The sequence below is a fragment of the Pseudomonas sp. Emmai genome (assembly GCF_055179735.1).
Window position 1 is genome coordinate 6528440 of the sequence record NZ_CM143685.1, and the last position, 13825, is coordinate 6542264.

At 62.8% G+C, this 13825-nt stretch carries 10 protein-coding genes; 6 read left to right on the forward strand and 4 right to left on the reverse strand.

Annotated elements, in window-relative coordinates:
- Window positions 1–83: 83 nt before the first annotated feature.
- Window positions 84–434: a hypothetical protein gene (locus tag ACY4LX_RS30015; RefSeq protein ID WP_463258601.1), complete on the reverse strand. Its 351-nt coding sequence runs from the start codon at window positions 432–434 to the stop codon at window positions 84–86.
- A 135-nt stretch (window positions 435–569) separates the two neighbouring features.
- Here ACY4LX_RS30015 and ACY4LX_RS30020 point away from each other — a divergent pair, with 135 nt between their 5' ends.
- The 5 genes from ACY4LX_RS30020 to ACY4LX_RS30040 all read left to right on the forward strand — a co-directional run bounded on the left by ACY4LX_RS30020 (window position 570) and on the right by ACY4LX_RS30040 (window position 4741).
- A complete protein-coding gene (locus ACY4LX_RS30020; protein ID WP_463258602.1) occupies window positions 570–1157 on the forward strand; it encodes a DUF2796 domain-containing protein in 588 nt (195 codons plus the stop codon).
- Between the two features lie 136 nt (window positions 1158–1293).
- The gene (locus ACY4LX_RS30025) at window positions 1294–2004 is read left to right on the forward strand and encodes an ABC transporter ATP-binding protein (protein ID WP_149660950.1); all 711 of its coding nucleotides are present in this window, start codon (window positions 1294–1296) and stop codon (window positions 2002–2004) included.
- Between the two features lies 1 nt (window position 2005).
- Complete coding sequence (locus tag ACY4LX_RS30030) at window positions 2006–3271, forward strand: ABC transporter permease (RefSeq protein WP_463258603.1); 1266 nt, start codon at window positions 2006–2008, stop codon at window positions 3269–3271.
- Window positions 3272–3282: 11 nt separating this feature from the next.
- On the forward strand, window positions 3283–3795 hold the full coding sequence (locus ACY4LX_RS30035) for a DUF3299 domain-containing protein (RefSeq protein WP_463258604.1): 513 nt from the start codon (window positions 3283–3285) through the stop codon (window positions 3793–3795).
- Between the two features lie 247 nt (window positions 3796–4042).
- Window positions 4043–4741, forward strand: coding sequence for an OmpW/AlkL family protein (locus ACY4LX_RS30040; protein WP_149660953.1), 699 nt, complete (start codon window positions 4043–4045; stop codon window positions 4739–4741).
- Window positions 4742–4972: 231 nt separating this feature from the next.
- Here the strand turns inward: ACY4LX_RS30040 and ACY4LX_RS30045 are convergent, their stop codons facing one another.
- On the reverse strand, window positions 4973–5902 hold the full coding sequence (locus tag ACY4LX_RS30045; RefSeq protein WP_463258605.1) for an NAD-dependent epimerase/dehydratase family protein: 930 nt from the start codon (window positions 5900–5902) through the stop codon (window positions 4973–4975).
- On the reverse strand, window positions 5895–6779 hold the full coding sequence (locus ACY4LX_RS30050; protein WP_149660955.1) for a sugar nucleotide-binding protein: 885 nt from the start codon (window positions 6777–6779) through the stop codon (window positions 5895–5897). The genes ACY4LX_RS30045 and ACY4LX_RS30050 overlap by 8 nt, the downstream gene beginning before the upstream one ends.
- A gap of 301 nt (window positions 6780–7080) precedes the next feature.
- On the opposite strand from ACY4LX_RS30050, the gene ACY4LX_RS30055 reads away from it, so the two are divergent.
- Window positions 7081–11400, forward strand: a complete 4320-nt coding sequence (locus ACY4LX_RS30055; RefSeq protein ID WP_463258606.1) for a DEAD/DEAH box helicase — start codon at window positions 7081–7083, stop codon at window positions 11398–11400.
- Between the two features lie 132 nt (window positions 11401–11532).
- Here ACY4LX_RS30055 and ACY4LX_RS30060 read toward each other — a convergent pair whose 3' ends face one another.
- Window positions 11533–13653, reverse strand: coding sequence for a mechanosensitive ion channel family protein (locus ACY4LX_RS30060; protein ID WP_463258607.1), 2121 nt, complete (start codon window positions 13651–13653; stop codon window positions 11533–11535).
- Window positions 13654–13825: the final 172 nt, after the last annotated feature.

The window sequence follows — 13825 nt, forward strand, 5'->3', positions numbered from 1 at the left end:
ATCGCCATCGCTGTAGGAGCAAGGCTTGCCCGCGATGGCGTCCGTAAGATCGCCATCGCGAGCAAGCTTTGCTCCTACAGTTCCTACGCAGGTTCAACCCAGCTGTACAGCGGCGTATCCCCGCCGCTCACCACCTTCACATCCGCACAATGGCGCAGGCGCACCAGCAAGCGCTTACCCGACGCCGCACTACCGGTCAGCCCTTCCAACTGCTCCAGCAAATCCGGCCCGCTCAATTGCCCGGCCTTGCGCAGCAGGTCCTTGGCGATCTGCCACAGCGCGTCATCCTGGTTCAGCGGCTTGGCCGCCGGGGCGCTGACCTCCTCGGTTTTGCTCACCTGCAACTGCGCACCGAGCCGCGCCCAATCGCCGTCATCCATCTCCAGGGTCAAATCCACCGGCCAGTCGCCGATGCTTCCACGTATTCGCAACATAGGTCCGCTCCTGCACATTTCTGACCTGCATGCTCCCATGGGTCTTGTGTATCGCAAAGCGGGCGGTCAAACTCTCCGCACTTTCGTTATAAGATTACATAACAAACCTTTCACTTTACTTTCCGGAGACCCGCCATGCGTCGTCTGCTGCTCGCTCTGCCGTTTGCCCTGTTGCCGTTGGCCGTTGCCTTTGCGGCCAATGAACCTGAACACGGCAGCCTCGGCGCCCACGAACATGGCGTCGGTCGTTTGAATGCGGCGCTGGACGGTCAGACGTTGGAGCTGGAGCTGGAAAGCCCGGCGATGAATCTGGTGGGCTTCGAACACGTCGCCACCAGCGACGCCGATAAAGCCAAAGTCGCCGCCGCCAAGGCGAAACTGGAAAATCCGCTGGTGCTGTTCAACCTCCCGAAAGCCGCCGGTTGCAAAGTCGCGACCCAGGAACTGGAAAGCCCGCTGTTCGGTGACAAGCCCGACGCCCACGATGACCACGATGACCACGATGAAGCGGACAAGGACGGTCACGAGCATCACCACGACCACAGTGAAATCCACGCCCACTATCAATTCAGTTGCTCGGCACCCGGCGCGCTGAAGACCCTGGATCTGGCGAACCTCTTCAACACCTTCCCGGCGACCCAGAAGATTCAGGTACAACTGATCAGCCCGAGCGGCCAGCAAGGCGTTGAAGTGACGTCCAAGGCGGCTGCCCTGAAATTCTGATACACCCCAATCCTGTAGGAGCAAGGCTTGCCCGCGAAGAGGCCGTCACATTCAATACAGATGTCGACGGATAGATCGCCTTCGCGGGCAAGCCTCGCTCCTACAAGGGTTCACTTCATTACCTGACCGGTTTCACATGACCCAAGCACTCATCGAACTGTCCGACCTGGGCTTCAGCTGGCCCGGTCACCCACCGCTGCTGGATATCCCGGCGTTTCGCCTGGAACCCGGTGAAACCCTGTTCCTCAAAGGCCCCAGCGGCAGCGGCAAGACCACCCTGCTCGGTCTGCTCGGCGGTGTGCAAAAGCCCGATCGCGGCAGCATTCGTTTGCTCGGCCAGGAACTGACCGAACTCGGCGCTGGCGCCCGCGACCGCTTTCGCGTCGATCACACCGGCTACATCTTCCAGCAGTTCAACTTGCTGCCGTTTCTCTCGGTACGCGAGAACGTCGAGTTGCCTTGCCACTTCTCCACATTGCGCGCCGAACGGGCGAAACAGCGCCACGGCAGCGTCGACCAGGCCGCCGCGACCCTGCTCGCGCATTTGGGTTTGAAGGATGAAAGCATCCTCAGTCGCCGCGCCGACTCGCTGTCCATCGGCCAGCAACAACGGGTCGCCGCCGCGCGGGCGTTGATCGGTCAGCCGGAACTGGTGATTGCCGACGAACCGACCTCGGCCCTGGACTACGACGCCCGCGAGAACTTCATTCGCCTGCTGTTCGCCGAATGCCGAGAAGCAGGGTCGAGCCTGTTGTTCGTCAGCCATGACCAGAGCCTCGCGCCACTGTTCGACCGCAACCTGTCGCTGGCCGAGCTCAATCGCGCCGCCACCCCGTTCGAGGTCTGAGATGTATTTGTTTCGTCTAGCCCTGGCCAGCCTGGCTAACCGCCGCTTCACCGCGATCCTCACCGCGTTCGCCATCGCCCTGTCGGTGTGCCTGCTTTTAGCCGTTGAACGTGTACGCACCGAGGCCAAGGCCAGTTTTGCCAGCACCATCAGCGGCACCGACCTGATCGTCGGCGCCCGCTCCGGGTCGGTGAACCTGCTGCTGTACTCGGTGTTCCGCATCGGCAACGCCACCAACAACATCCGCTGGGACAGCTTCGAACACTTTGCCAACAACCCGAAAGTGAAGTGGGCGATCCCGATGTCCCTCGGCGATTCCCATCGCGGTTATCGGGTGATGGGCACCACCGAGGCGTACTTCGAGCACTACCAGTACGGCCATCAACAACACCTGGAACTGGCCGACGGCCGCGCCTTCGCCACCGACCCGTTCGAAGTGGTGCTCGGCGCCGAAGTGGCGGATGCGCTGCACTACAAACTCGGCGACAAACTGGTGCTGGCCCACGGTGTGGCGGTGATCAGCCTGGTCAAGCACGACGACAAGCCCTTCACCGTGGTCGGCATTCTCAAACGCACCGGCACCCCGGTGGACCGCACGTTGCACATCAGCCTCGGCGGCATGGAGGCGATCCACATCGACTGGCACAACGGCGTGCCCGCACAAGGCAAAGGCCGGATCAGTGCCGATCAGGCGCGCAACATGGACCTGACGCCGCAAGCGATCACTGCGTTCATGCTCGGCCTCAACAGCAAGATTTCGACATTCGCGGTGCAACGCGAGATCAACGAATTCCGTGGCGAGCCGATGCTGGCGATCCTGCCGGGCGTGGCGTTGCAAGAGCTGTGGAGTTTGATGAGCACGGCGGAAAAAGCCCTGTTCGTGGTCTCGTTGTTCGTGGTGTTGACCGGGTTGATCGGCATGCTCACGGCGATTCTCACCAGCCTCAATGAACGGCGGCGCGAGATGGCGATCCTGCGTTCGGTGGGCGCGCGGCCGTGGCACATCGCGACGTTGTTGGTGCTGGAAGCCTTTGCCCTGGCGCTGTCCGGGGTGATTGCCGGCGTGGCGCTGCTGTATGTGTGCATCGCCGCCGCCCAGGGTTACGTGCAGGCCAATTACGGCTTGTACCTGCCGCTGTCGTGGCCGAGCGAATATGAATGGACGCTGCTCGGTGGCATCCTGATCGCCGCGCTGCTGATGGGCAGCGTGCCGGCCTGGCGCGCGTATCGCCAATCATTGGCCGATGGCCTGTCGATCCGTTTATGAGGACGTTAAAGATGCCCCGCGCTCTGCTCGCGCTGTTGATGCTGGTCGCCCTGCCGCTGTGGGCGGCCGAACCTGCGGATTTGACCTGGTCGGAAATGATCCCGCCAGACGCCCCGGCGGAAGTGCCGAACATGACGCCGCTGCACGATCTGTCGCAAATGAGCAGCACGCTGGAGTCGGCCCCGGCCGCCAAGCAGGACCTGCCCAACGCACCGGTGGTGAAAAGCCTCGACGGCAAGAACATCCGCTTGCCGGGTTACATCGTGCCGCTGGAAGTCAGTGAAGAAGGTCGCACCACGGAGTTTCTGCTGGTGCCGTATTTCGGCGCCTGCATCCACGTGCCGCCACCGCCGTCGAACCAGATCGTGCATGTGAAAAGCGAAGTCGGGGTGAAGCTGGATGAGCTGTATCAGCCGTACTGGATCGAGGGGGCTTTGCAGGTTAAAGCGTCCAGCAGCGAGTTGGCGGATGCGGGGTATCAGATGGAGGCGGACAAGATTTATGTGTATGAATTGCCGGAGTGAATCCGGGGGTTCGGTGTGGTTTGTGAGGACGCCTTCGCGGGCAAGCCTCGCTCCTACAGGGTTTGTGGCGTTCGCGGTATTGCGGCAAACACAAGCCCTGTAGGAGCGAGGCTTGCCCGCGAAGGCGCCCGCAAAGGTTCCACAAAAACCAGCCCCATCACTGTTTCATTGAGCTGAATCAAAAGACCGTATCAGATGGCTCTTTACCATTGGACATCGAACATTTTTAACGTCCTTTGGAGCCCTCATGAACAAGTCCTTGCTCAGCGCCTCGCTGTTTGCCCTCGCGCTCGCAGCCCCGCTCGCCCACGCCCACGAAGCCGGCGACATCATCGTTCGCGCCGGTGCGATCACCGTCAACCCGAAGGCTGACAGCTCCAGCGTCAAGGTTGACCAGGGCCCGTTGGCGGGTACCAATCTGGGTGGCAAGGCGACCATGAGCAGCGACACGCAACTGGGTCTGAACTTCGCTTACATGATCGACAGCCACTGGGGCATCGAGCTGCTCGCGGCCTCGCCGTTTGAGCACGACGTGAAGATCAAAGGCACCGCCCTGGGCGCGGCCAACGGCAAACTCGGTACCCTGAAACACCTGCCGCCGACCTTGAGCGTTGTGTACTACCCACTGGACGGCAAGTCCGTGTTCCAGCCCTACGTTGGCGCCGGTATCAACTACACCTGGATCTACGACGAACACGTCGGCAGCGAAGCCCAGGCCAACGGCTTCAGCAACTTCAAGGCGAAAAACTCCTGGGGCATGGCGTTCCAGGTCGGCGCCGACTACATGATCACCGACAACATCATGCTCAACGCCCAGGTGCGCTACATCGACATCGACACCCGCGCGACCGTGGAAAACAACGCCGTGGCGCCGGGTACTCGGGCCAAGGTCAATGTGGATGTGGATCCGTTCATCTACATGGTGGGCCTGGGTTACAAGTTCTAAGAAAGACCTGAATTGCTTTTGTGGCGAGGGAGCTTGCTCCCGCCGGGCTGCGCAGCAGACCCAAAACCTGCGACCGCGATTCATCTGGCACACCGCGTTCACTGGGTTGCGACTGCTGCGCAGCCGAGCGGGAGCAAGCTCCCTCGCCACAGGGATTGAGTCAACCTGAGCTAAAATGCCAGCCACAAAAAAGGCGCCTCGAAAGGCGCCTTTTTCATGGCGGCGAAAAACTCAGCGTCCCAGCAACCGCGCCAAACCAACGCTCATCGGCGTCTGCTCAGGGTAGGTAAACCGCTCCAGCAACCGCCGGTTGTTCGCCCGCGAGTGACGGATATCACCGGAACGCGCCGGGCCGTAGCTCACTGGCGGCAATTCACCCACCACTTGGGACAGCGCTTCGAGCATCTGCTTGAGGGTCGTTGCCTGATTCCAGCCAACGTTCACCGCGCCGACTTCGATCTGCGGTTTCTCGATCGCCTGCACCAGCAAATCCACCAAATCCTCGACGTAGACAAAATCCCGGGTCTGCTCGCCGTCACCAAACACGGTGATCGGCAAACCTTTCTGCGCACGTTCGCTGAAGATGCTGATCACCCCGGAGTACGGCGAGGACGGGTCCTGGCGCGGGCCGAAGATGTTGAAGAAGCGGAACACCACCGGCTCCAGGCCATGCTGGCGGCGGTAGAAATCAAAGTAATACTCGCCGGCCAGTTTGTCCGAGGCGTAAGGCGTCAGCGGCGCCTTGGCGGTGTCTTCGTCAATCGACTCGCCTTCGCCGTTGTTGCCGTACACCGCCGCGCTGGAGGCGAATAGCACCCGCTTGACGCCGGCCTGGCGCATGGCCTCGCAGACATTCAGGGTGCCGATGAAATTGCTCTGATGGGTCTTGACCGGATCGTCCACCGACGCCTGCACCGAGGCCACGGCCGCCAGGTGCGCCACGGCGCTGCAACCGAGCATCGAGCGCGCGACCAATGCCGCATCGGCGACGTCGCCGACAATCAGCTCGACCTTGGGGTTGTCCAGCGGCAGGTTGCTGCGCTTGCCGGTGGACAGGTCATCGAGGATGCGCACCGCGTGGCCCTTGGCGAGCAAGGCGTCGGTGAGGTGCGATCCGATGAAACCGGCGCCGCCGGTGATTAAAACTGGGCCGTCAGCCATGGCGATAGAACCTATCCAGTAAGCCCGGGAGTGCCGCGCGCCAGGCGCGGGGCTTGATCCCGAAGGTGTGCAGAATTTTCTTGCAGGCCAGCACCGCGTGTTGCGGCTCTTCGGCAGCATCGGGCCGCGCGGCGTGGGCCTGGGCGGTCGGTGCTTCGATGGCCAGCTCGTGCAGGTTGCGGGCTTCGGTGATGATCGCCTGCCCCAATGCCAGCGGCGTGGTCGCCTCATGTCCGGCGTAATGGTAGGTGCCCCACAGCGGCGCCGCACAATCGAGTTGCTTGAGCACCGAAATGATCACCCGGGCCGCGTCGTCCACGGGCGTCGGATTGCCCCGGCGGTCGTCGGCCATCAGCAATTCTTCCGGGGTTTCGGCCCGGGCGAGGAAGCGCCCGAGGATGCCGTCGGCGCTGTCATCGAGCAACCAGCCGAAACGCAACAACACATGTTGCGGACAGGTGGCGCGTACGCTTTGCTCGATCCGCCACAAGGCCTGACCGCGCAGGCCCAGGGGCACCGGCTCGTCTTTTTCGCTGTAGGCGGTAGCACGCGAACCGTCGAAGACGCGATAGCTCGACGGCTGCAGCAGCACAATGTTGTGGTGCTGGCACAATTCGGCCAGGCGCTCGACCGCCCGCTCCTGCCCGGCCAGACGCTGCTCGCTGACGGTCTCCGCCTGGAACCAGTCGAAGTAGTAGGCGAGGTTGATCAGCGCGTCCGGGCGGGTGTCGTCGAGCAGTTGCGTCAGGCTCGCGGCATCCCAGCCGTCTTGTGGTGGGCGGGGGGCGAGGAAGCCGATGTCTTCCTCCGCACCGAGGCGAATCAGCGCCTGCCCAAGGGCATTTCCGCCGCCCAGTAACATAAGGCGCATTCGCATAGAGTCAGCAGGCCCAGTCTGATTGGAACAATGGCTTAATCGACAGCGCCCGCAGGCAATGCCGTCGATAGTTGCCGGAATCGTTGCATTTTGCGGGTTTAGTGCGCAACCGTCATCCGTAAAGTGTAGATCCCCTGGATTTGCGGTGCGGCTAATGGCCCCATCGCGGGCAAGCCTCGCTCCTACAAGGGGAATGCGATCACCTGTAGGAGCGAGGCTTGCCCGCGAAGAGGCCATCAGCATCGACACAGATCCCCAGCGGTACTTGCATCTTCCCCACCCCACCCGCATAACTTACCCCATGAACCTGCCCATCCCCGCCGACAGCGCCCTGGCCGGCTTCCACCCCGCCGTCAGCGCCTGGTTCCGCAACACCTTCCCGACGGTGACTGCCGCCCAGGCTCGGGCGTGGCCGTTGATTCGCCAGCGCCGCTCGACGTTGATTGCCGCGCCCACCGGTTCCGGCAAAACCCTCACCGCGTTCCTCGCCGTGCTGGATGACCTGTTTCACCAAGGCCTGGAGAACGGCGGCCATCTGCCGGACGAAACCCTGGTGGTCTACGTTTCGCCGCTCAAGGCGTTATCCAACGACATCCAGATCAACCTGCAAACCCCGCTGGCCGGGATCACCGAGCAATTGCGCGTCATGGGCCTGCCCGAATTGCAGATCAACACCGCCGTGCGCACCGGCGACACGCCGCAAAAAGACCGCTCGGCGATGCGCAAGACCGCGCCGCACATCCTGGTGACCACCCCGGAATCCCTTTACGTGCTGCTCGGCTCCGACTCCGGGCGCAAAATGCTCGGCACCACGCGCACGGTGATCGTCGATGAAATCCATGCCATCGCCGCCAGTAAACGTGGCAGCCACTTGGCGTTGAGCCTCGAACGGTTACAGGCGCTGTGCCCCGAACCGCTGATGCGCATCGGCCTGTCCGCCACGCAAAAGCCCATCGAAGCGGTGTCACGTTTCCTGGTCGGCCGTGATCGCGAGTGCGCCATCATCGACATCGGCCACGCCCGCCCGCGAGATCTCGACATCGAAGTGCCGCCCGTGCCGCTGTCGGCGGTGATGGCCAATGACGTATGGGAACTGGTCTACGACCGCCTCGCCGTCCTCGCCCGTGAACACCGCACCACGCTGATTTTCGTCAATACCCGGCGTTTGGCCGAACGCCTGAGCCGGCACCTGAGCGAACGCCTGGGTAAAGAAGCGGTGGCCGCGCACCACGGCAGCCTGGCCAAGGAATTTCGCCTCGACGCCGAACAACGGCTCAAGCGCGGTGACCTGCAAGTGCTGATCGCCACGGCGTCACTGGAATTGGGGATCGATATCGGCGATGTCGATCTGGTCTGCCAGATCGCTTCGCCGCGTTCGATTGCCGGGTTCCTGCAACGGGTCGGCCGCTCCGGGCACCAGGTCGGCGGCACGCCCAAGGGTCGTTTGTTCGCCACCACCCGCGACGATCTGATCGAATGCACCGCCCTGCTCGACTGCGTGCGCCGGGGCGAACTCGACACCTTGCTGATCCCGGTCGCGCCGCTGGACGTGCTGGCCCAACAAATCATCGCCGAAGTCAGTTGCCAGGAATGGCAGGAAGATGCGCTGCTGGCGCTGTTCCGCCAGGCTTCGCCCTACGCCCACCTCGACGAAGAACACTATCAGGCGCTGCTGCAGATGCTCGCCGAGGGCTACAACGGTCGCCAGGGCATCCGTAGCGCTTATCTGCATCGCGACGCCGTAAGTCGTACCCTGCGCGGTCGCCGCGGTGCCAAGCTGACGGCCGTGACCAGCGGCGGCACCATCCCCGACAACGCCGACTACAGCGTGTTGCTGGAACCCCAAGGGCTGAACATCGGCAGCGTCAACGAAGACTTCGCCGTGGAAAGCATTGCCGGCGACGTGTTCCAACTCGGCAACACCTCGTATCGCATCCTGCGGGTCGACACCGGCAAGGTCCGCGTCGAAGACGCCCAGGGCCAGCCGCCGACCATTCCGTTCTGGCTCGGCGAAGCGCCGGGGCGCAGCGCGGAACTGTCATTTGCAGTGGCGCGCCTGCAAGCGCAACTTGATGAACTGCTCGGCGCCACACCCGGCAACTTGCAGCCTGCGATTGACTGGCTGACCGACACCCTGGGCCTGAACCTCGCCAGCGCCGAGCAACTGGTGGATTACCTCGCCCGCGCCCGCCTGACCCTCGGTGCTTTGCCCTCACAAGACACGTTGCTGATGGAGCGGTTTTTCGACGAGTCCGGCGGCACCCAACTGATCATCCACTCGCCGTTTGGCAGCCGTATCAACCGCGCCTGGGGCCTGGCCCTGCGCAAGCGTTTCTGCCGCACCTTCAACTTCGAATTACAGGCCGCCGCCAGCGAAGACGCGATCGTGTTGTCGCTGTCCACCAGCCACAGCTTTGAACTCGATGATGTCTGGCGCTATCTGCACAGCAACAGCGCCGAGCACATCCTGATTCAAGCCGTGCTCGAAGCGCCGCTGTTCGGCGTGCGCTGGCGCTGGAATGCCGGGGTCGCCCTGGCACTGCCGCGTTACACCGGCGGGCGCAAAGTCGCGCCGCAAATCCAGCGCATGAAAAGCGAAGACCTGATCGCCAGCGTGTTCCCCGACCAGATCGCCTGCGTGGAAAACCTCGCCGGCGAGCGCGAGGTGCCCGAGCATCCACTGGTGGAACAAACCCTCGACGATTGCCTGCACGAAGCCATGGACACCGAGGGCTGGCTGGCGCTGCTGCGGCGCATGGAAAGCGGCGATGTCCGCCTGATCAGCCGCGACCTGCCGGCGCCCTCGCCGCTGGCGGCAGAAATTCTCAGCGCCCGGCCTTACACCTTTCTCGACGACGCGCCGCTGGAAGAACGCCGCACCCAAGCCGTGCTCAATCGGCGCTGGACCGATCCGCAATCCATCGACGACCTCGGCGCACTGGATGCCGAAGCGATTCAAGCGGTACGCGACGAAGCCTGGCCCGCGCCCGCAGGTGTGGATGAAATGCATGAGGCGCTGATGAGCCTGGCGTGCATCAGCGATGCCGAGGCCCGGGCCAACCCGCATTGGCTGGAATGGCTGAGCACACTTGCCGAGAGCGGTCGCGCCAGCCGCTTGCAGATCAACCCGGATCAATCGTTGTGGCTGGCGCTGGAACGGCTAACCTGCCTGCGGGCGATTTATCCACAGGGGATTTTGCTGCCGCCACTGGAAGCATTGCCCGGTTTCGATGAAGCCTGGGACGCCGACGACGCGGTGCTGGAAGTGATCCGCGCACGGCTCAGCGCGTTTGGCCCGTTACCGTTGAAGGCGATTGCCGAGCCGCTGGGCTTACCGGCGATTCAAGTCACTCAAACCCTGGCGCACCTGGAGCGCGAAGGTTACGTGCTGCGCGGTCAGTTCACGCCGGGCATTGATCAGGACGAATGGTGCGAACGGCATCTGCTGGCGCGGATTCATCGCTACACGGTCAAGCGCCTGCGCCGGGAAATCGAACCGGTGGCGTTGCAGGATTTCATGCGTTTCCTGTTCGACTGGCAGCACCTGTCCCCGGCGACCCAAGGTCAGGGCAGTGCTGTGTTGCCGTCGATTGTCAGTCAGTTCGAAGGCTATCCCGCCGCCGCGTCGGCATGGGACAGCGACCTCCTGCCGGCGCGGCTCAAGGACTACTCGGCGAGTTGGCTGGATGACCTGTGCCGCAGCGGCAAACTGGTGTGGACGCGCCTGACCGCGCGCAACACGAGCACCGCGCTGCGCAGCACACCGATTGTGCTGTTGCCGCGTAGCCAGGTCGGGTTGTGGAGCGGCTTGACCGAGCAAACACCGGTCAGCGAACTCTCGCCCAAGACGCAAAAAGTCTTCGAAGCCCTGAGCCAGCACGGCGCGTTGTTTTTCGATGAGCTGATTCACGAAGCGCACCTGCTGCGCACGGAACTGGAAATCGCCTTGCAGGAACTGGTGGGCGCCGGGTTAGTGAATGCCGACAGCTTCGCCGGGTTGCGCGCGCTGATCACGCCGGCGAGCAAACGCCAGCAACGCAGCAGTCGGCGCGGGCGCGGGGCGTTTGTCGGCGGCATGGACGACGCCGGACGCTGGGCCTTGCTGCGACGCGGGCCACCGCCGGTGGTTGTGGATAACAAACGCCCGGCGCCGACGCCCGCCGACACCCTGGAACACATTGCCATGACCTTGCTGCGCCGTTATGGCGTGGTGTTTTGGCGTTTGCTGGAACGGGAGGCGGACTGGCTGCCGAGTTGGCGCGAATTGCTGCGTACCTTCCATCGGCTGGAGGCCCGGGGGGAGATTCGGGGCGGGCGGTTTGTCAGTGGTTTGGCCGGTGAACAATTTGCGCTGCCCGAGGCGATTCCCCTGCTGCGGGAAGTGCGGCGCCGGCCCCATGACGGGAGCCTGGTCGCGGTGTGCGGGGTGGATCCGCTGAACCTGGCCGGGACGTTGTTGCCGGGGGCGAAAGTGCCGGCGCTGGCGAGTAATCGGTTGGTGTATCGGGATGGGTTGCCGGCTGCAGCAGAGATTGCCGGCAAACAGGTTACTTGGGTGGAGTTGGATCAGCAGGCCAGTGCCGAATTACACAATAAGCTGACCAGACACCATTACCTGTAGGAGCGAGGCTTGCCCGCGAAGAGGCCATCACAGCCAATAGAGATGTTGACTGACAGATCGCCTTCGCGGGCAAACCTCGCTCCTACAGGGGATTGTGTTTGACCATTCTCATGCGACCCGTAAGAACGATCGTCACTGGGTGCGCGGCTGATCCGGCAACAACACCGCCGAATGCTCAGGCGCCGGTCCCTCCTCTTGCGCTTCAACCACGCCATGCCGAGGCATCAACACCTGCTGTGGATAAGTCTGCGCGAAGTGCACCCACGGGCTGTTATCCACAAGCTTTTTCAGCCGCTGGTTAAACGCCCGGCTCACCGCATATTGCCCGCCGGACACCGTGCGGAACTGCGCCGTCAGCACCACGCCATTGAGGTCCATTTTGTCGACGCCAAACACATCCAGCGGCCCTTGCAGGTTGTACTTGAGGAACGCGTCGTCGCGGATCGAATCCCCCGCCTCGCGAATCAGCTCAATGGCTTTATCCACATCCGTGTCGTAGGTGAACTGCACCGAGAAAAACGCATAGGCAAATTGCCGCGATTGGTTGGTCACCGCCTTGATCTGCCCGAATGGCACCGAGTGCACGAAACCCTTGCCGTCGCGCAGGCGCAAGGTGCGGATGGTCAGGCCTTCGACCGTACCGGCGTGGCCGGAATCGAGCACCACCCAGTCGCCGATCGACAGGGTGTCTTCGATGATGATGAACAGCCCGGTGATCACGTCCTGCACCAACTGCTGGGAACCAAAACCGATGGCCAGGCCGACCACCCCGGCACCGGCCAGCAGCGGTGCCACGTTGATCCCCAGGTTGGCCATGGTGGTGATCGCGCAAATCACCACCAGGATGATTTTTATCGCGTTGCGCAGCAGCGGCAGGATGGTTTTGACTCGAGTACTGGGCTGGCGCGCCGAGCGTTTACTGACCGGTGGTTTCAGCGCCTCCTGAATCGCCGTGTCGAGCACCACCCACAGCAGCCAGGTCACGAGGAAGATCAACCCGATGCTGCTCAGCGAATTACTGATCGCACGCCCCGCCGAATTCTGCTCGGCGAACTCGAATAGCGAAATGCCCCAGATCCGTCCAAGGATCTCGATGAACGCCACGGCCATGACGATGCGCAACAAGGCGTGCAACAAGCTGAGAAAGCGGTCCTTGTAGGCGCTGCTGCGCTGGAATCTTTCGACTTTCCGGGATTTGAACAGGTGCTGGAAAATCGTGCTCAGGAACACCGTGGCGATCAGCAATATCGTGGTGAACAACGCGCAGCGCAGGGCTTTTTGATTGTCCTCGCCGACGCCGATCAGGTTGATCGCCGAGACCATCACCATCAACAGGATCGGCCAGTACCAGAGCCCGGAAAAGATTCGCAGGGATTCCTGCAGCGAGGGTTGTTTGATGCGTTGGGGCAAGGGGCGGTTGCGGATCAGATGCGCCACCGGCCGGCGCAGACGGATGACCAGATAACCGAAGATGATCGAGGCAAACAACCCGGTGAACACCGCGACGCTGCTGGTGATATTGCCGCCCAGTTGTCGAGCGATCTGGGGGCTGGTCAACGCATCGCTGAGTGCCGCGAGGAAGCCGATCAGAAACAGCGGTTTGGGGCAGTAGTCACGGATGATCTGTACCGCCGGGCGCTTGTGGCCGGTGTTGAACATGACAATCACGCAGAGCAGCATCGAGGTCGAGAAAATGCCGCTGCTGGTGGCGTAAGCAAAACACAGCGCCAGCGCCCGACCGGCCGAGGCCTGCATGAAGTGGCTGACGTACAGCGTGAGTGGCAGCGAGGCGATAGCGGGCAAAGTGTAGGGCAACAAGTAGCCGAGCAGGTCCTGGCTGCGTTGCCGGGTGCGCAACCAATGGCCGAGGCTCAAGCGCTTGGCGGCAATCCCGCCGAGCACCGTGAGCAAGGCAAAGGTGCCGAGCCAGATGCCGGACAACATCAGGAAATCGCCGGCCACGCTCCAGCCGGATCGCGCCGAGGGCTGGTTGACCAGTTTGTCGACTTCATCGGCCGCCCGATCCGCCCGCAGGCGCCAGGCGTCGACCAGGTTGTCGTTGAGCTCGAGTTTGTCCTGCACGTCGTCGATGCTGGAACTGATGGCCCCGAGCAAGCCGCCCTGGACCAGCGGCTCAGGTTTTGCGGCCTCGTCAGTGGCGGCGGGAACACCCGGCAGCGTCACGGCTTCCAGCTCGCTGCTCCCCAGAATCAGCAACGCCCCCAGTAGTATCGCGGTCTTGAACTTGAACAAAACGCGGAGCTCCTTGCGAAGGGTCTGTAAGGAACTGATCGGCAAATGCCAGGCAAGTTCGGTTTTGGCCGCGAGATAACCAGCCCAGAGGCTCTCTGTGGTGTGGAACACCCTCTGTGGCCAGGGGGCTTGCCCCCGTTGGGCTGCGAAGCGGCCCCAAAACCATCCGACC